This window comes from Streptomyces canus 299MFChir4.1 (assembly GCF_000383615.1).
Lineage (GTDB): Bacteria > Actinomycetota > Actinomycetes > Streptomycetales > Streptomycetaceae > Streptomyces > Streptomyces canus_C.
Window position 1 is genome coordinate 292,469 of record NZ_KB911586.1, and the last position, 17,588, is coordinate 310,056.

Consider the following 17,588-nt stretch of genomic DNA (forward strand, 5'->3'; position numbering starts at 1 on the left):
CGTGACTACGCCTTCCTGCCGGGGTCCGGCATCACCTTCGTCATCCCCGGCAGGAAGTCCGTGAACAGCTCGTGCACCTCCCGTACGAGCGGCCGCAGCACCCGGAACCGGGCCAGCGACACGCCCCTCGCGGTGAGCCGGGCACCGCGCTCGGCGAGCCGGTAACTGCGCTCACGTCCCGCCGTGCGGTCGAAGATCCAGTACAGGACGAGCCCCATCTGCGACAGCCACATCAACTCAGGGAGGATGTCCCGCAGTTCCTCGGGCACCTTGGTCCTCGTCGCGCCCCGCAGCACCTCGCGGTGCACGGCGATCGCCTCCACGCGCGCGTGCTCCGACTCGGGCGAGAAGGGACTGAGCGGGCTGTCGGGATCGGCGGCGTTCTTGAAGAACTGCACCGCGAACTCGTGATACGGCTGCGCGATGTCCAGCCAGACCTTCAGAACCCCCGCGAGACGGGCCTCCAGGTCGCTCTCCCGGGCCAGGACCTCCCGGACCGCCACCTGGTGCTCGGCGGCGATCCGGTCGTAGAAGCCCTGGATCAGGTGTTCCTTGCCGGCGAAGTAGTAGTACGCGTTGCCGACGGAGACTCCGGCCTCCTGGGCGATGGCCCGCATGGTGGTCTTGTCGTACCCCCGCTCCTGGAACAGCCGCATGGCGGTCTCCAGGATCAGCGCGCGCGTCTGTTCGGACTTGCTCGTCTGCTCGGACTTGCTGGGGGTACCGCCCTCGTCGGGGCCGTCGTTGTTCGCAGGCACGGAACGAGAGCCTAACCAGTGGTGCAACCGCCGCCGTCGCACCCCGGTGCGGCGGGGACCCAGCCCCGGCCGGGGATGTACGTCCAGCCGTCCGCCCGGCGGTACACCTTGCCGTCCCACCGGCCCTCCTGCCGCTGCGCGCCCCGCCACTTGGCGGCGGCGAGCACCGCGCCCCTCGCGAGCCGCGCCCCGGAGGGGGTGCTGAGCCGGTGCGCGAGCGGCCGGTGCTCGCGCAGCGCCCACAGGGTCACGATCCAGGCGGCGGTGTCGCGGTAGACCTGTCCGGCGTCGCCGACGACGGTGATCTCCTCCAGGGTGGCGCGGTGATCGAGCCCCGGATACCTCCGCCGGGCCTCCTCGGACCCGGCCGGCACCATCTCCAGCGGCACCAGCTGCGGCTGACGTACGAGCCAGTCGCGCAGGAAGGCGCACAGCGAGCAGTCGGCGTCGTACAGGACGGTGAGCCGGCGGACCGGGGTGCGGTCCGCCGTGCTGCCCGGGGCGGTCGGGCCCGTCATGCCCGGACCCAGTCCTGCGGCGCGACCGGCGGCACCTGCTCCCGCTCCATGGCACCCCGCCTGCGGATCCGGTTGAGGACGTACACATTGGCCAGGTGCATCACACCGAGCACCAGCAGCACCACGCCCAGCTTGGTGGACAGGGCCTCGAAGACACCGCGGGTGTCCTCGATCGTGCCGTCGCCGCTGAGGTACAGCGCGACGAAGCCGAGGTTCACGAGGTAGAAGCCGACCACCAGGAGGTGGTTGACGGCCTCGGCGAGCTTCTCGTTGCCGCGCAGAACATCGGCGAGGAAGATCCGTCCGTTCCTGCTGAGCGTGCGGGCCACCCAGACGGTCAGGGCGATGCTGACGACGAGGTAGATGACGTAGGCGACGACCGTGCGGTCCATGCGCCTCCCCCTTCTTGAACGCGTTCAAAACGCTGACAGGGGGGACAGTAGACCTCCTTTTGAACGTGTTCAACTCGCTGGCGAAGAGGTCTGCGTCACGTACGCGCGTACCGCACCTCAGGTGCGCCGGCCGAGCTCTGGACGCTTGGTGTAGTCGGTGAATCCGAGGACGTTGCCCCAGGGGTCGGCGATCTCGACGGTCCAGCCGGTGACCACGGAGAAGGGCTCGTCGAGCGGTTCGACTCCGGCCGCGCGCAGCTCCCGGGCGGCGGTCCTGGCGTCCGGTACCTCCAGCCACACGCGTGTGGCGGGCCACGGCGGCGGCCGGTGGCCCAGTCCCTCCTCCTGTCGGAGCAGGATCCCCGGCGTCTCGCCGCCGACCTTCAGCAGGGCGATCCCTGCCTCGTCCAGCCGGAAGCCCACCGTGAAGCCCGCGCGCTCGTAGAAGGAGACGGCCTCGCCGACGTTCCCGACGGGCAGCAGCACGTTGTCGAAACCGAGCAGTTCGTACGACTCGTCATCTGACATGTCGTCAGATTATGCCGGAGGTGACGGAACGGGCTTCTGCGACGCGGTGTCCGTCGGGCATGATGACCCGGCTGATTGTCGTCTTTTTTCGCGGGCCCTCCCGCTTCGGTCCCCAGGAGCAGTCCCCCTTGAGCGAACAGCAGGGTCACGAACAGCAGGACCCCAAGCAGGGCCCCCAGCCGGGTCCCCAGCCCGGATTCCCGCCGCCGGGTCCCCAGTCGGGGTACCAGCAGCCGGGTTACCCGCCTCCCGGATTTCCGCCGCCGGGCTACTACCCGCCCCCGGGGACCTACACCGGAGACCCCAACGCCCCCTACGGCTACGACCCGTACGGGCGGCCGTACTCCGACAAGTCGAAGGTCATCGCGGGCATTCTCCAGCTCACCCTCGGCGGCTTCGGCGTCGGACGCTTCTACCTGGGCAACGTCGGGATGGGCCTCGCCCAGCTCTTCACCTGCGGCGGGCTCGGCGTCTGGTCGCTGATCGACGGGATCCTCCTGCTCACCGGGAACGACCACACCGATGAACACGGCCGGATCCTCCGGAGCTAGGGCGCAGGTGAACGAGACCTCGGTGCCCCCGCGGCGCTCCCTGCTCCGCCACCCCGCGACGGCACCCTCGGCGGTGCTCGTCGCGGGAGCCGTCGGTGCCGCGTATCTCTACCGCACCGACCCGCACGAGCCCGGCCACGTCCTGCCCCAGTGCCCGTTCCGCATGCTCACCGGCCTGCTGTGCCCGGCCTGCGGCGGCACCCGCATGGTGTACGACCTGATGCACGCCCACTTCACCGAGGCCTGGCTGGACAACCGGGCCCTGCTGCTCGCCTCGCCGTACGCCTTGGTCCTGCTGGGCCGCTGGGCGTGGGCGGGCCTGCGCGGCCGCCGCTGGAGGCCCACGCTGAGTCCCCGGGCGCAGGTGGCCGTCCTCGCGGTGGCCCTGGCCTGGACGGTGGCCCGCAACATCGTCTAGCCCCTTTCCGTCCGGGGCCCGTTGTCAGTGCCGGCTCGTACTGTCTTCGGTACGGGAATCGTGATGTTCGTCGACGAGACGACAAGCGGGAGCCCGAACGCCCCCGTCTTCCCGGGCCTGGCCCAGCCCGACGACACCGAACGCGTGCTGAAAGACGTTCCTGAAGCTCGTCCCGCCGGTGGGCGGCTGACCATGGGCGCGATCCAGAAGTGCAACTGGGACGGCGTCCTCGCCAGGATCCTCGAACTGCCGCCGAAGTCCAACCCGTCCGCCCCGCAGGCCGGTTACGGGCTACACAAGAATCACGGACCCTACGATCCTGAGCCAGCTGTAGCCGAGCGCATTCAGTACTCTTCAGCTGATCGCGGGAGGGGAAGCCGGTGGGCCGTTTGCGTACAGCCGTCGGGTTGCTGGTGGTCATCGTCGGCACGGTCTGGTTGTTGGGCGATGCGGCGGCCCTGCGGTCGGGGGGCCGATGGGCGCTGTCCGCATTGCCCTATGTGCTCGCGGCGGCGGGTCTGTTACTCATCCTGCGTGCGGCTGTGCCCAAGGGATTGCTGGTGGGGCCAGTGGTGCTGGTCGCGGGAGGCGGTTTGTGGGCCGCCTACAACGCGGGCGTCTTCGAAGGCAGAACGGCCGACCGCATTTGGCCGTCGGTGGTGATCGTTCTGGGGATCGCGCTGTCTCTCGGGGTGCGGACGGACCCGCACATCCAAGAGGAGAACCATCCCCTCCGACGCTACCGCAGCGTGCTCGTTCCCGTGGACCGACGAGTGGTCACGTCATCGGTGCCCCTGCAAACCGTGACGGTCGGCTCGTACTTCGGCAACGCCGTCATAGACCTGTCGGGAGCTCGGTTCGACAGGGTGAACGGAGCAGATGATCGCCGGTGCGTGGTCAGGGTCGATGTGACCGTGCTCTTCGGACGGGTCGAGCTCGTCGTCGGGTCCTCATGCGCGGTGGTGAAGGGCAACGTTGAGAGCACGCGTGCCGTGCGCTTCGCCGAACAGGTTCCTGTGTTCGCGGACGTGGACGAATACCGCCACTCAGTCAGCGGCGGACTGCGCCGCCCTCACCACATGGTGCTGAACGTCCTAGGCTTGGGTGGGGCCGTTTCCGTTCGCTCGATGTAGGACGTCGTCACTCTCGGGCTCGTGCTTCATCGGAAGGTCCAATTCCTGGTCGAGACGGGCCTCATCCTGTGCCAGGTATTCCGAGATCATCATGTTCAGCCCTACAAGTCGGTCGGCTGATCGCGGCACCGGGTAGTGGAACGCCTTGATCAGGTCGAACCGGTGCACGTCGAAGACGGCAGACAACAGGGTGCCGTGGAAGGCCGCGGCCGACACCGCACCACGGTAGGCGAGGACCGTCAGGACTGCCGGAGCCAGCGGCAACAAGGACCATGCATCTCCACGCAGAACCAGGGGCAGCATGGCCAACGTTGCGATCCCCAGGGACACGGCGAGTGACGCAGTAGCCGCGATGAGGCTGAGTTGCTGGGTGACCGCACTCTCCATCCGCGGTGCTATGAAGGGGTAGATCCGTGGATAGACATGCGACATGTCGAGTCCGTAGCGATCACCCGACAGCCGTTCCGCCCGCAACAGCATGTTGCCCAGCGACGTCGGCAGGAGTTCTCCCTCTGAGTCCCTGTCCTCCTGCGGATCGTCCGGACGGATCTCGGTGGGATACCCGGCGCGGATGCGACGGGCACGCTGGGCTCTGCGGCGCAGGCGGACACTGCGACGGTCGCGTTCCGCCAGTTCACGAAGCGGGACAGATCCTCCGTGGGGTCGCGCACCCGGCGAAGCAGATGCGGACCTCTCGGCCCGCGCAACGTCCTCGGAGTACCTGAGCACGACCGCAGCCCGGTCCCTGCGGCGCCGATGCCGCTCGACCGCTGCCTCACGGAGAGGGGCCAGTGGTGACGGTCTCTCCCAGTACCCTTCCAGCAACTGAACGATGGCGGCCTCGAAGGGGCGTATGAGTACGCCGAACACAAAAGCGAAGAACACGAAGAGCACCACGGCCGCGGTGTCGTCCTTGCCAGGTTGTACCGCGGAAAAGTCCGGCCGCGCTCCTAAGTCGTACAGGCCCGCCCGCTCCACAGCCGCGACGATCGTCACGAGCAGCACACTCGGCAGGACGCTGGTCAGGCTGAAGCGGGCACCGCCGATGACCTTGCCACCCGCTTCAGCGAGCGCCTTGAGCATGTCTCAGCCTCCGCTCTTGGCGGCGATCTGCAGGAAAGGATGTACCGGCCGAGGTCGCCCAGAGGAGTCCCCGCGCCGCAACGGCGGCTCCTCGCATGTGACACACACCCATATGTCGTCGTCCTGTCCTTCCCAGAGTGGGACGAGGACGCTGTTGACCAGTCGGCTGCACAGCATGGGATGTCCGCGAGAGCAGGATTCTGCCTGAGCGACCGCGGAACTGATGATTCGAGACTTCGCATCGCAGTTCCGGTGGGCGCAGGCATAGACAAAGGTCTTCTGCTGGGCGGATCGTGTCGAGTCCCGCTTGAACGAGCCGCGCGGGGGTGGCGCGGCCAGGCCTGACAGCACCCACGCCACAGCCAGCAATCGTGCCCCGAACGCCGCTCCGCCGAACCGCAGCCCCGCCATGCTCGCCCCCACTTCGGTGGATCGAGTATGCCGCCAACTCCTCTGTCCGCACAGTGTGTTCACGACGAGAGTCGGCACGCGCGGATCCAGGACTCAGTCGGCGCAGCCGCCCACTCGCCGGGTGCCGAGCGCGATGTCGTCCATGCGGATGTCGTACGACGACGGCGCCGGGTCGGCCTGGTAGAGCTGCCAGCCCAGCTTCAGCTTGTCGAAGGACGGGAAGACGAAGTCGTCCGCGGTGCCCCCGTGCGCCTTGGTGGACACCGTCAGGTCGCTGCGCTCGACGCCGTCGAGATACACGCTGACACGGTTGTCGCGGGCGTCGAGATGGAACTCGACGCACTGCCACGCCCCGGCGACGGCCGGCGAGGAGGTCTTCCAGGCGGTCCAGTCCCCGGTGGGCCCGAGATCGGACCCGACGCCCCAGAAGCTGCCGTGGTCGGTCGGCGCGTACTGCCCCCCGAGCGGCCGCACCAGCGTCGGCGCGTCCGCCCCGGACCCCTCGGCGATGGTCCAGTGGGCCCAGTCGGGCGCGGTGGGGAACCCGGCGACCCGCAGCCGCACCCGCCCCCAGAAGCTGTTGCCGGGCGGAGCGAGCTCGTCGAACACGACGAAGGCCCGCCCGTTGCCCTGGGTGCGGATCCGCAGTTCATGCCCGTACCCCTTGGCACCGGGCACGACGGTCAGAGTGCCGTTGTCCGAGTCGGTGGACCAGCCACGTCCCTCGGTGACCGGGCCGAGGGGGAGACGGTCGAAGTTCTCCCGGGCGAGCAGTCCGGGGGGAGCGGGGGTCGCGGAGGCAGTGGGGGGTATCGCGAGCAGTACCGCCGCGGCGGCGCAGAGCGCGGCGGCGGATTTCCTCAGGAGTGCCATGGGGCCAGTCTGCAACTTGAGCCCCACAACTCACAGTGCGCTCAAGAGGAAATGAGGGAGGGCCCCGCCCCGGCGCGAACCGGGGAACGGGGCCCAACTCACCGTAGGAGAACGGAGCTCAGAAGCGCCGAGTGATCAGCGCCCTCTTCACTTCCTGGATCGCCTTCGTGACCTCGATACCGCGCGGGCACGCGTCCGTGCAGTTGAAGGTCGTGCGGCAGCGCCACACGCCGTCGCGGTCGTTGAGGATCTCCAGGCGCTGCTCGCCCGCCTCGTCACGCGAGTCGAAGATGAAGCGGTGGGCGTTGACGATGGCCGCCGGGCCGAAGTACTGGCCGTCGTTCCAGAAGACCGGGCACGAGGAGGTGCAGGCGGCGCAGAGGATGCACTTCGTGGTGTCGTCGAAGCGCTCGCGGTCCTCGGCCGTCTGGAGACGCTCACGCGTCGGCTCGTTCGTGTCCTTCGTGATCAGGAAGGGCATCACGTCGCGGTAGGCCTGGAAGAACGGCTCCATGTCGACCACGAGGTCCTTCAGGACCGTCAGGCCCTTGATGGGCTCGACCGTGATCGGCTTCGACGGGTTGAGGTCCTTGATCAGCGTCTTGCACGCCAGACGGTTCTTGCCGTTGATCCGCATCGCGTCCGAGCCGCAGATGCCGTGCGCGCAGGAACGGCGGAAGGTCAGCGTGCCGTCCTGCTCCCACTTGATCTTGTGCAGGGCGTCGAGGACACGTTCCTTCGGGTCGATCTCCAGCTGGAAGTCTTCCCAGGTCGCCTCCCCCGAGACTTCGGAGTTGAAGCGGCGGATCCGGAACGTGGCCGTGATGTACGGGGAGTCGGCGAAGCCGGGCTCGGGCGTGCCGGCCGCGTCCGCCTTGTCCAGGGTCGGGGTTGCCATCAGTACTTACGCTCCATCGGCTGGTAGCGGGTCTGGACGACCGGCTTGTAGTCGAGACGGATGGACTCGGTGCCGTCGTCGCCCACCTCGCGGTACGCCATGGTGTGGCGCATGAAGTTGACGTCGTCGCGGTTCGGGTAGTCCTCGCGGTAGTGACCGCCGCGGGACTCCTTGCGGGCCAGGGCCGACACCGCCATGACCTCGGCGAGGTCGAGGAGGTTGCCGAGCTCGATGGCCTCCAGGAGGTCGGTGTTGAACCGCTTGCCCTTGTCCTGGATCGAGACGTTGAGGTAACGCTCACGCAGTTCCGCGATCTTCTCGACCGCCGTCTTGATGGTCTGCTCGGTGCGGAACACCATGACGTTCGCGTCCATGGTCTCCTGCAGCTCGCGCCGCAGCACCGACACGCGCTCGGTGCCGGTCGCGTCCCGCAGGCGCTCGACCTGCGCCACGACGAGCTCCGCCGGGTTCTCCGGCAGCTCGACGTAGTCGGCCTTCTGGGAGTACTCGGCGGCGGCGATGCCCGCCCGCTTGCCGAACACGTTGATGTCCAGCAGCGAGTTCGTGCCCAGACGGTTGGCGCCGTGGACGGACACGCAGGCGACCTCGCCGGCCGCGTACAGGCCCGGGACGACCGTCGTGTTGTCCGCCAGGACCTCACCCTCGACGTTCGTCGGGATGCCGCCCATCGCGTAGTGCGCGGTGGGCTGGATCGGGATCGGGTCCGTGTACGGCTCGATACCGAGGTACGTCCGCGCGAACTCGGTGATGTCGGGCAGCTTGGCGTCCAGCTGCTCCGGGGGAAGGTGCGTCAGGTCCAGGTAGACGTGGTCGCCCTCGGGACCGCAGCCCCGGCCCTCGCGGATCTCGGTGTAGATCGACCGCGACACGACGTCACGGGAGGCGAGGTCCTTCATGACCGGCGCGTACTTCTCCATGAAGCGCTCGCCGTCCTTGTTGCGGAGGATGCCGCCCTCACCACGGGCGCCCTCCGTCAGCAGGATGCCCATGCGCCAGATGCCGGTCGGGTGGAACTGGAAGAACTCCATGTCCTCCAGCGGCAGACCCCGGCGGTACACGGCCGCCTGGCCGTCGCCCGTCAGCGTGTGCGCGTTCGACGTCACCTTGAAGAACTTGCCGCAGCCGCCGGACGCGTAGATCACGGCCTTCGCCTGGAAGACGTGGATCTCGCCGGTCGCCAGTTCGTACGCGACCACGCCCGCCGACCGCTTCACGCCGTCGACCTCGACGATCAGCTGGTCCAGGACGTAGAACTCGTTGAAGAACTCCACGCCCTCCTTCACGCAGTTCTGGTAGAGCGTCTGGAGGATCATGTGGCCGGTGCGGTCGGCCGCGTAGCAGGACCGGCGGACCGGGGCCTCGCCGTGGTTGCGGGAGTGACCGCCGAAGCGGCGCTGGTCGATCGTGCCGTTCGGGGTGCGGTTGAACGGCAGGCCCATCTTCTCCAGGTCGAGGACCGAGTCGATGGCCTCCTTCGCCAGGATCTCGGCGGCGTCCTGGTCGACCAGGTAGTCACCGCCCTTGACCGTGTCGAAGGTGTGCCACTCCCAGTTGTCCTCCTCCACGTTGGCGAGCGCGGCGGCCATGCCGCCCTGCGCGGCGCCCGTGTGGGAGCGGGTGGGGTAGAGCTTGGTCAGCACGGCGGTGCGGCTGCGCTTCGTCGACTCGATGGCCGCGCGCATGCCCGCGCCACCGGCGCCGACGATGACGGTGTCGTACTTGTGGATCTTCATGATTCTCGCAGCCCCGTGCCTAGCGGATGTTCGGGTCGAAGGTGAAGATCACCAGCGTGCCCAGCAGGATGGTGAACACCGTGGCGGTGTAGAGCAGGCCCTTGAGCCACAGCCGGGTGTTCGGGCGCTCCGCGTAGTCGTTGATGATCGTGCGCAGGCCGTTGGCGCCGTGCAGCATCGCGAGCCACAGCATCATCAGGTCCCAGACCTGCCAGAACGGGGACGCCCAGCGGCCGGCCACGAAGGCGAAGCCGACCTTGGAGACGCCGCCGTCCAGCACCAGCTGGATCAGCAGGTGCCCGATGACCAGGACGACCAGCACGACACCCGACAGGCGCATGAAGAGCCACGCGGCCATCTCGAAGTTGCCGCGGGTCGAGCGGGGGGTCTTCTTGGTGCGCTTGCGCGGGGCCTCGATCAGGGGCGCCGGGTTGGCGACGCCGTAGCCGGAGTCGCCTTCCACGGGGCCGATGCCGGAAGCGGTGGTTTCAGTGGTCGCCATCGGTATCAGCTCCCGAAGAGTTCACGAGCGGCGTGGCCGAGGACGGGGTAGATCGCCCCGATCATGAGCACGACCCACAGGCCGACCACGGACCAGAGCATCTGCTTCTGGTAGCGCGGGCCCTTAGACCAGAAGTCGACGGCGATGACGCGCAGGCCGTTGAGCGCGTGGAAGAGGATGGCGGCCACGAGGCCGTACTCCAGACACGCGACGAGCGGGGTCTTGTACGTGGCTACGACCTTGTCGTAGTCCTCGGGTGAGACACGGACGAGAGCGGTGTCCAGCACGTGAACGAACAGGAAGAAGAAGATGAGGACGCCGGTGACTCGATGAGCCACCCAGGACCACATTCCTTCCCGGCCGCGGTACAGCGTTCCAGCCGGCACGGAAGTCCCTCCGGGAGCGGGGTATTGGGGCCTGCCGGCTTGTGCTGTCGGTCGGGCCCGGCCGGGTACGGTCCACCGGCCCCCAGCATCGTAGCGATGCGCCGCCGCTGGGCTTAGCCGGGGCCTGCCTGTGTGATCAAAGTGGCACGCAGATGGGGGAACCGGGCGGCTAATGCGGGAGAGTGTGCGGTTATGTCCCGGGTGCGGGCTCGCGGTGGCTTGTCGCGCCCACGCTGCGGTAGCCGCAGATCGACTACAGCCCCGCGCCCTTGAGCAGATCGACCAGACGCCCCCTGGCCATGCGGCGGAGTTCCTCTGCCGCCACCACCCGCTCCTCCTCCGGATCGTTTGCCAATCGTGACCGGATGCCCGCCAGAACGTGGTTCAGGGCCTCGTTCGGGGGCAACCCGTCCAGGCAGATGACGAAGGCGTGCCCGAAGCGGGACTCGTAGGCCGCGTGGGCCGCGTCCATGGCCATGTGGGCTGCCGAGTAGACCCCGTCCGGCAGCGTCGGCAGGGTCTCGGCGGCCAGGGCCTCGGAGAGGTCCGACACGGTCAGGTCGTACGCCGCCTCGTCCGCGGCCGCGAGCAGCGCGTCCACGGTCGGGTAGGGGCGGTGGGCCACGACCCGCTCCGCCCAGCGCAGGCTGCGCAGACACTCCAGGAGCAGGGGCCGTGCCTCGTCGGCGGGAGCGCCGTTGAAGGCGTCCAGGACGGTGGGCAGGGACGGTATGGCCAGTCGGCCGGGAGAATGTGTGGGCGTCACGTGTGTTTCGGCAGAGGAAGCTGTGAGCGGTGTGACATCACGTTATCGAGAGTGGACATGACCTGTCCGACGGATGCCCGAATTTCACCCGCACGGGAGAGTTTCGGAACGTGTGGTGGACACGGCTCCCCCTCTCCAGGCCCTAGGTTGACGATGTGAGCCAGCACAGGAAGCGACCGGAGAAGCAGACACGGGGGCTGATCGCCGGGGCGGTCGCCGTCACCGTCGCGGCCGGGGTGGGCCTCGGGCTGTGGGCGGGCGGCGACAGCGGCCCGGCGGGATCGGCCCAGTCCCAGGCCCAGTCACCCGCGGGCGGCAGAGCGGAAGGCTCCCCGGCCCCGTCGAAAGCCCCGAGCCCCACCCGGTCCTACCCCCTGTCCACCACCCCCCGCACCATCCCCGCCGTCCGCGCCCACACCCCGGCGCGCGGCCCCGGCTGGCGTCCCGCCTCCGGCCGGCGCGTGGTCGTGAACGACGCCGACCTCGCCGACGAGGGGCGCCTTCTCGCCGGTGAGCTGGGGCTGACGTACGCCGGGCAGAAGGACGACGTACGCGCCGGGGACGTGCGCCTCACGCTCAACGATGACGAAGGCGCGGACCCGGAGTCGTACCGCATGACCGTGCGCGGCGGGCGGGTCGCCATCAGCGGGTCGGACGACCGGGGCGTGTTCTACGGCACCCGCACGCTCAAGCAAGAGGTGCACGGCGGCGGTACGGCGGCGGAGGGCGTCGTGCGCGACGAGCCCGCCAAGCCGGTGCGCGGGTTCTTCCTGGACATCGCGCGCAAGAACTTCACGGCTCGCTGGATCGAGGACCGGGTCCGGGAGCTGGGCGACCTGAAGTTCAACGAACTCCAGCTGCACTTCTCCGACGACCAGGCGTTCCGGATCGAGTCCGCCTCGCACCCGGAGATCGTGTCCGCGCAGCACATGACCAAGGCGCAGGTCAGGAGGATCGTCGCGCTCGCGGCCCAGCGGCACATCACCGTCGTACCGGAGATCGACTCGCCCGGGCATCTGGGCGCGGTCATCGCCGCGCACCCCGAGCTGCAGTTGCGCAGCGCGGCGGGGAGCACCCCGCAGGGGACCGTCGACATCTCCCATCCCGCCTCGGCCAAGATCGTCGACGATCTGCTGAACGAGTACGCCGGCCTCTTCCCCGGAACACCTTGGCACCTCGGCGGCGACGAGTACCGCGCGCTGATGGTCTCCGACCCGGCGGGGACCTACCCGCAGCTCGCTGCTGCCGCCAGGAAGACCTACGGCGCCGGCGCCACCGTCGAGGACCTGACCACCGGCTGGCTCAACGACCGCGCCGCCACCGTCCGCGCCCACGGCAAGTCCCCGCGCGCGTGGAACGACGGCTTCTTCCGGGGGACGTCCGTCCGGCCCGACAAGGACATCCAGGTCGGCTACTGGACCGGGAAGGAGATCGGCGCCCGGCAGCCGGTCGAGTACCTGAGCACGGGGCGCAAGCTGATCAACTACAACGACAAGTTCCTCTACTACGTCCTCGGGCAGCCCAACCAGTTCTACTATCCGACCGGACAGCGGATCTACGAGCAGTGGACCCCGAGAGTCGTCCGCGGCACGACAGCCGTCCCCTCGAAGTACGACGGCCAGATCCTCGGCGGGTACTTCGCGGTGTGGTGCGACTTCCCGAACGCGCAGACGCAGGACCAGGTCGCCGCGGGCATCCGGATGCCGCTGCGGGCGACCGTGCAGAAGCTGTGGGACCCCGGGCAGCCCGCCCTGACCTGGACGCGGTTCAAGGCGCTGGCGGACCGGCTCGGCTGAGGAACCGGGGGATTCCCTGTGGACGCGCGGGGCCGCCGAACCGTATGTTCCGCATGCCGCGCGTGAGGCTCTGGGGAGAACCGGCGCGGTCTGCTGATCATCCGCACCTCGGGGGGACCTCACCATGCTCTGCACGCGCTGCCACCACTTCGAAGCCGCACCGGACGGCGTGCTGTGCACCCAGTGCGGCTCCTCGTCCGGCTTCCAGGCCCCGCCGGTCGGCACTCCGAAGGCATGGCTGCGCTCGCCGGTCGGGCTCGGGCGGGCCACCGCGGTACTGCTCGCGGTGGCCGCGGCCGTCGACCTGTTCGCCCTCGGGGCGGACCTCTACCTGTACGACGTCACTGGCGACCTCGCCGGGGGCACCTTCCGGGACTCCGTACTGGACCGGGCCGACCTGGCGGACACGCTCACCGCCGTGGCCGCCTCCGCGCAGGCCGCCGTGCTGATGGCCTGTGCCGTGGTCTTCGTGATCTGGCTCTGGCGGGTGCGGGTCAACGCCGAGGTGTTCGCCCCGGGCGGGCACAGCAAGGCGCGCGGCTGGGTGATCGCCGGCTGGGTCGTGCCGTTCGTGAGCCTCTGGTACCCGCGCCGGGTCGTGCTCGACGTCTGGGACGCGAGCAGCGCGGAGGGACAGCCCAAGGGGCATGCGCTGGTCAACGTCTGGTGGACGCTGTGGCTCCTGACGAACGTCGCAGGGCGGTTCCTGGCAAACATGGCCGGGGAGGCCGACACCTCCCAGGAGATCCACGACACGATGGGCCAGCTGATGTTCGCGGACGGCGTCGACCTCGTCGCCGCCCTGTGCGCCGCCGCCGTCGTGCTGCGGCTGACCCGGATGCAGGACGAGAAGGCCCGCCGGGGACCCGCGGTGCCCGTCGCCGTGTGACGGATTTGGTCCGACCTGCTGCGAACTGCCGTACGAATGTGGTGTATTCGGGCCCGAACCGTACCGAGCAGCCGGGGGGAACCGGATGGGCTACTGGGGTTACTTCGTCGTGGGCCGCGGGGAGCGGCCGCTCGCCGAGCTGGACGCGCTGTCCGGTGCCGAGGGCATGGTCCTGCGGGAGTCGGCGCCCGGCGGATGGCAGGTCTGGGAGTACGCGAACGGCGAGGGCGATGTCGGGAACATGAACGCCCTGGCCCTGGAGACCGGTTCGCCCGCGCTCTTCGGATACGTCATGGACAGCGCCTCGGTGGTCCTGGAGGCGGCGGGACCGGAGAGCGGGGCCTGGACGACCTGTCTGGCCCGGGCCGCCATGGCCGGGTACCTCGGGGGCGGCGAGGAGGGGCTGACTCTGGAGGACTACTTCCTCGAACCCCGGGACGCGGCGGCGCGGGCCGTCGCCTGGGCCGCGGAGGCGGGACACGACGTGGCGGAGGAGCCACTGCTCGATGTACTGAGCGCCGAGCCCGACCCGTTGGCCGAAAACCTCTTCTTCCGTATGCTCGACCGGCTCGGTGTGGTGCCCCTGTGACACTCCCGGGCCATCGCGCGCAGTAAGGGGAAGTGCGGGTTCCGTTAGGGAATACCGCTCGGTGAGGGAGGCGTGCATGAGTCTGGTGGAGCTGATCGGCCAGGCCGACGAACGCGGACTGGCCGTCAGCGGGTTGGCTTGTTTGGATCGCTGCGTACCGCTGCTCGGCGGCGACGACGAGATCCTTCGGCCCCTGTGGGCGGGGCTCGCGGAGGACGCCGGGGTCGCCGAGTGGGGCGAACGGCTGGAGCAGGTGCGGGGAAAGCTGGGCGGGGACGGGGAGTTCGAGGCGGCCGGCGGGGAGCCGGGCCAGGGCTCCGCCTCCGGTGAGGACGAGGCCGTGCTGCTGGCCCGCCGGATGCTCGCCGCCGCGCCGGTCGACCGGTCCGCCGCCGGGATGCGGGCGTGGGCCGACGCCTGCTCGGTCGCCGCGCTGCGGATCCACCGGCTGCTCGACCCCCTGAAGGACGCCGGCGACTCGGTCGACGCCCGCCGCGAGGGCCGTACCGAGGGCATGTCCCCGCTCGTCGCCGCCGAGCTGCGCCGCCAGATCACCGTCCTGGAACTCCTCGCGGGACACGGCCCGGCGGGCCTGCGCCCGGCCCTGGAGGTCTCGACGGAGGGCCGCCGGGTGCTGCGCGCGGTGGTGTCCCGCAGGAGCCGGCGCCGGGGGTGAGGGCCGACGGCTCAGTGGAGGAGTGCGATGGAGCAGTGGCTCACTGGATGAGCCACTTGACCACCGCGTCCCCGTACTGCGCCGTCTGCCCGTAGAACGCCGTCAGATCCCGGTGCGCCGCCGCGAACACCCCCCGTGCCTCCCGTTCGGCGGCCGCCCCGCCGTGTCTCGGCAGCAGTTCCTCGCGGGCGACCCGCCACAGGGCCTCGAAGTCGGCCGAACTCAGGTACGTCGAGACGCGGTTCGCCCGGGCCGCGGTCAGGAGCAGGAACGGCGGTCTGTCGTGGTCGCCCGGGTAGAGGGGCAGGCCGCCGAGGACCACCTCGGCGCCGGCGTACAGCAGTTCGTGATCCAGGTAGGACTTGTCCAGCACCTCCTCCCGGTGTCGTCCGATGCGTTCGCGTACGGCGTCCCAGTCGTCCTCGAACAGCCGTTGCATCCAGTTCGCGCTGTTGCGCAGGGCCGAGGGCGGCACCGCGCGGAGATGGAAGTAGTCGCTCATCAGAGAGAGGAGCGCAGGGGAGGAGCGAATCGTCACACCGGCGTCAACCTCGCTGCCGAGAGGGTCCTGTGACTGTCCGGGGAGGGATACGGCGAAGGTGCGTCGGTCCTGCACCGGTCCCGCCAAGACCCCCGGATCCGGGTGACGAAACACCCCGCCCAAACGCTTTCACCCGTGTGACGACTGATGTGACGGCTCAGGCAACTGCCCCTACGGCGGCCGATGTGACCACCCGCCGGACCAGCCGCCCCGCTGCCGCGGCCAAACCCGTGCGCTGGGCCTCCGACGCTGTGACGGCCCTGCGCGAGGGCGCCCGCGTCCGGCTCGACTACTCGGCGCAGAGCCTGTGGCGCGTCGACCGGCTGATCGAGGAGATACGGCGGGAGGGGGCGCCGTACGCCGCCGTGGAGACCGTGCTGCGCGGGCTCGGTGCCTACGCCGGTGAGGTCGTCGTCCACCAGACCGGTGCCGAATGGTGGACGAGCGGCGGTGAGCACTGGGTGCGTACGCCCGACGGACGGCTGTGGGACCCGGTGGACGAGGCCCGCCGCTGCTTCGCCGGGGACGGCTCGCTGCGGCTGCTGTGCCGCGACGCGACGGGTGCCGGGCGGCGCTGACCGCGGAGGCAAAAACACCGTAATAAGAGACGCTACCGTTCCCAAAGGGCCGGTGGCAGGCGCACGATGGGGTCATGGTCGACAACCGTCGTTGGTGGGCGCTGGTCGTCATCGCGCTTGCCCAGTTGATGGTCGTGCTGGACATGACCATCGTCAACATCGCCCTGCCGTCCGCCCAGGCCGACCTGAACATGTCGGACGGGAACCGGCAGTGGGTCATCACCGCCTACACGCTCGCCTTCGGCGGGCTCCTGCTGCTCGGCGGCCGGATCGCCGACCTCGCCGGGCGCCGGACCACGTTCATGATCGGGCTCCTCGGTTTCGCCGCCGCCTCCGCGCTCGGCGGCGCCGCGACGGGCCAGGGAATGCTGTTCGGCGCGCGTGCCCTCCAGGGCGTGTTCGCCGCGTTGCTCGCGCCGTCCGCGCTGTCCCTGCTCGCGACGACGTTCACCGAACCCAAGGAACGCGCCAAGGCCTTCGGGGTGTTCGGCGCGATCGTCGGAGCGGGCGCCGCGATCGGGCTGCTCGCGGGCGGCCTGCTCACCCAGTACCTGGACTGGCGCTGGTGCCTGTACGTCAACGTGCCCATCGCGCTGGTCGCGTTCGCGGGCGCGTGGGCGATCCTCGCGCCCGGCGGACGGCACCCCGACGCCCACCTCGACGTGCCGGGCGCGCTGCTCGGCTCGGCCGGGATGCTGTCGCTGGTGTACGGCTTCTCCGAGGCGTCGTCCCGGAGTTGGGGTGACGCGCTCGTGGTGACCCTGCTGGTCGCCGGAGTCGTCCTGCTCGCCGCGTTCGCGGTGTGGCAGACCCGGGCGCGGGTGCCGCTGCTGCCGATGTCGGTGATCAGGGACCGGCAGCGCGTCGGCGCCTTCCTGACCGTCCTGTTCGTCACCGTCGGGATGTTCGGTGTCTTCCTGTTCCTGACCTACTACCTCCAGGGCGTCCTCGGATGGTCGCCGCTGAAGACCGGGCTCGCGTATCTGCCCATGACCGCCGCGATGATCGTCGGCTCGACGCAGATCGCCGCACGGCTGCTGGGCAGGGTCCCGCCGCGGGTCCTGATCGTGCCCGGACTGCTGACCGCCGCGGGCGGGCTGTCGATCATCGCCCAGGTCGGCGTGGAACCGGCGTACGTGTCGCACGTCCTGCCCGGGATGCTGATGCTGGGCCTCGGCATGAGCACGGCGATGATGACCTCCATCTCGCTGGCCACCGGAAGTGTCGCGCCGCGCGACTCGGGTGCGGCCTCGGCGACCTTCAACACCGCGCAGCAGGTGGGCGGTTCGATCGGTACGGCCCTGCTGAACACGATCGCCGCGAGCGTGACCGCGACCTACCTCACCGCGCACGCGGGCCCCGGCGTCGACCGGCGGCAGCTCCAGGCGGAGGCCACCGTGCACGGCTTCAACGTGGCCACCTGGTGGGCGTTCGGCGCGCTGCTGCTCGCCGCGCTGATCGCCGGAGTCGTCGTGAACGCGGAACGGGCGCCCACTCCCCAGGGTGCGGGGGAGCGGACGCCCGAGCCGGTGGACACGCTGGGCTGAG

The 17,588-nt window shown here is 69.7% G+C and carries 21 protein-coding genes; 9 read left to right on the plus strand and 12 right to left on the minus strand.

Going from position 1 to position 17,588, the window contains the following annotated elements:
• Positions 1–5: 5 nt before the first annotated feature.
• The 4 genes from H293_RS0115005 to H293_RS0115020 form a co-directional block, all read right to left on the minus strand.
• Positions 6–758 (minus strand): TetR family transcriptional regulator, encoded by a 753-nt coding sequence (locus H293_RS0115005; RefSeq protein ID WP_020118683.1) that lies wholly within the window; start codon positions 756–758, stop codon positions 6–8.
• A gap of 11 nt (positions 759–769) precedes the next feature.
• Entirely contained in the window at positions 770–1,276 is a 507-nt protein-coding gene (locus H293_RS0115010) for a thiol-disulfide oxidoreductase DCC family protein (RefSeq protein ID WP_020118684.1), read from the minus strand.
• Complete coding sequence (locus tag H293_RS0115015) at positions 1,273–1,668, minus strand: hypothetical protein (RefSeq protein WP_020118685.1); 396 nt, start codon at positions 1,666–1,668, stop codon at positions 1,273–1,275. The genes H293_RS0115010 and H293_RS0115015 overlap by 4 nt, the downstream gene beginning before the upstream one ends.
• A 117-nt stretch (positions 1,669–1,785) precedes the next feature.
• Positions 1,786–2,196 (minus strand): VOC family protein, encoded by a 411-nt coding sequence (locus H293_RS0115020; protein WP_020118686.1) that lies wholly within the window; start codon positions 2,194–2,196, stop codon positions 1,786–1,788.
• Between the two features lie 128 nt (positions 2,197–2,324).
• Here H293_RS0115020 and H293_RS0115025 point away from each other — a divergent pair, with 128 nt between their 5' ends.
• The 3 genes from H293_RS0115025 to H293_RS0115035 all read left to right on the plus strand — a co-directional run bounded on the left by H293_RS0115025 (position 2,325) and on the right by H293_RS0115035 (position 4,298).
• The gene (locus tag H293_RS0115025; protein WP_020118687.1) at positions 2,325–2,747 is read left to right on the plus strand and encodes a TM2 domain-containing protein; all 423 of its coding nucleotides are present in this window, start codon (positions 2,325–2,327) and stop codon (positions 2,745–2,747) included.
• Between the two features lie 7 nt (positions 2,748–2,754).
• Positions 2,755–3,165: a DUF2752 domain-containing protein gene (locus tag H293_RS0115030; RefSeq protein WP_020118688.1), complete on the plus strand. Its 411-nt coding sequence runs from the start codon at positions 2,755–2,757 to the stop codon at positions 3,163–3,165.
• Between the two features lie 407 nt (positions 3,166–3,572).
• Positions 3,573–4,298, plus strand: coding sequence for a hypothetical protein (locus H293_RS0115035; protein WP_158694419.1), 726 nt, complete (start codon positions 3,573–3,575; stop codon positions 4,296–4,298).
• Here the strand turns inward: H293_RS0115035 and H293_RS0115040 are convergent.
• The 7 genes from H293_RS0115040 to H293_RS0115070 form a co-directional block, all read right to left on the minus strand.
• Positions 4,260–5,381 carry a hypothetical protein gene (locus H293_RS0115040; protein WP_020118690.1) on the minus strand — a complete coding sequence of 374 codons (1,122 nt, stop codon included), beginning with the start codon at positions 5,379–5,381 and terminating at the stop codon, positions 4,260–4,262. The genes H293_RS0115035 and H293_RS0115040 overlap by 39 nt on opposite strands.
• 504 nt (positions 5,382–5,885) lie before the next feature.
• The gene (locus tag H293_RS0115045) at positions 5,886–6,665 is read right to left on the minus strand and encodes a hypothetical protein (protein ID WP_020118691.1); all 780 of its coding nucleotides are present in this window, start codon (positions 6,663–6,665) and stop codon (positions 5,886–5,888) included.
• 118 nt (positions 6,666–6,783) lie between these two features.
• Complete coding sequence (locus H293_RS0115050) at positions 6,784–7,563, minus strand: succinate dehydrogenase iron-sulfur subunit (RefSeq protein WP_020118692.1); 780 nt, start codon at positions 7,561–7,563, stop codon at positions 6,784–6,786.
• Complete coding sequence (gene sdhA, locus H293_RS0115055; protein WP_020118693.1) at positions 7,563–9,317, minus strand: succinate dehydrogenase flavoprotein subunit; 1,755 nt, start codon at positions 9,315–9,317, stop codon at positions 7,563–7,565. Before sdhA ends, H293_RS0115050 begins: the two co-directional genes overlap by 1 nt.
• 19 nt (positions 9,318–9,336) lie before the next feature.
• Positions 9,337–9,819 (minus strand): succinate dehydrogenase hydrophobic membrane anchor subunit, encoded by a 483-nt coding sequence (locus H293_RS0115060; protein WP_020118694.1) that lies wholly within the window; start codon positions 9,817–9,819, stop codon positions 9,337–9,339.
• Positions 9,820–9,824: 5 nt separating this feature from the next.
• Positions 9,825–10,205 carry a succinate dehydrogenase, cytochrome b556 subunit gene (gene sdhC / locus H293_RS0115065; protein ID WP_007384241.1) on the minus strand — a complete coding sequence of 127 codons (381 nt, stop codon included), beginning with the start codon at positions 10,203–10,205 and terminating at the stop codon, positions 9,825–9,827.
• A 253-nt stretch (positions 10,206–10,458) separates the two neighbouring features.
• Positions 10,459–10,971: a 2-oxo-4-hydroxy-4-carboxy-5-ureidoimidazoline decarboxylase gene (locus H293_RS0115070; protein ID WP_020118696.1), complete on the minus strand. Its 513-nt coding sequence runs from the start codon at positions 10,969–10,971 to the stop codon at positions 10,459–10,461.
• Positions 10,972–11,126: 155 nt separating this feature from the next.
• Here H293_RS0115070 and H293_RS0115075 point away from each other — a divergent pair, with 155 nt between their 5' ends.
• From H293_RS0115075 to H293_RS0115090, 4 genes are all read left to right on the plus strand, one after another.
• Positions 11,127–12,767, plus strand: a complete 1,641-nt coding sequence (locus H293_RS0115075; protein ID WP_020118697.1) for a beta-N-acetylhexosaminidase — start codon at positions 11,127–11,129, stop codon at positions 12,765–12,767.
• Between the two features lie 124 nt (positions 12,768–12,891).
• The gene (locus tag H293_RS0115080; RefSeq protein WP_020118698.1) at positions 12,892–13,656 is read left to right on the plus strand and encodes a DUF4328 domain-containing protein; all 765 of its coding nucleotides are present in this window, start codon (positions 12,892–12,894) and stop codon (positions 13,654–13,656) included.
• Between the two features lie 85 nt (positions 13,657–13,741).
• The gene (locus tag H293_RS0115085; protein ID WP_020118699.1) at positions 13,742–14,245 is read left to right on the plus strand and encodes a hypothetical protein; all 504 of its coding nucleotides are present in this window, start codon (positions 13,742–13,744) and stop codon (positions 14,243–14,245) included.
• Positions 14,246–14,321: 76 nt separating this feature from the next.
• The gene (locus tag H293_RS0115090; protein WP_020118700.1) at positions 14,322–14,921 is read left to right on the plus strand and encodes a hypothetical protein; all 600 of its coding nucleotides are present in this window, start codon (positions 14,322–14,324) and stop codon (positions 14,919–14,921) included.
• A 40-nt stretch (positions 14,922–14,961) separates the two neighbouring features.
• Here H293_RS0115090 and H293_RS0115095 read toward each other — a convergent pair whose 3' ends face one another.
• Positions 14,962–15,423, minus strand: coding sequence for a DUF1877 family protein (locus H293_RS0115095; RefSeq protein ID WP_020118701.1), 462 nt, complete (start codon positions 15,421–15,423; stop codon positions 14,962–14,964).
• A 224-nt stretch (positions 15,424–15,647) separates the two neighbouring features.
• Here H293_RS0115095 and H293_RS0115100 point away from each other — a divergent pair, with 224 nt between their 5' ends.
• Together H293_RS0115100 and H293_RS0115105 are read left to right on the plus strand one after the other, a co-directional pair.
• Positions 15,648–16,040 (plus strand): hypothetical protein, encoded by a 393-nt coding sequence (locus H293_RS0115100; RefSeq protein WP_020118702.1) that lies wholly within the window; start codon positions 15,648–15,650, stop codon positions 16,038–16,040.
• Between the two features lie 74 nt (positions 16,041–16,114).
• Positions 16,115–17,587 carry an MFS transporter gene (locus H293_RS0115105; RefSeq protein ID WP_020118703.1) on the plus strand — a complete coding sequence of 491 codons (1,473 nt, stop codon included), beginning with the start codon at positions 16,115–16,117 and terminating at the stop codon, positions 17,585–17,587.
• The last annotated feature ends 1 nt before the right edge of the window (position 17,588 follow it).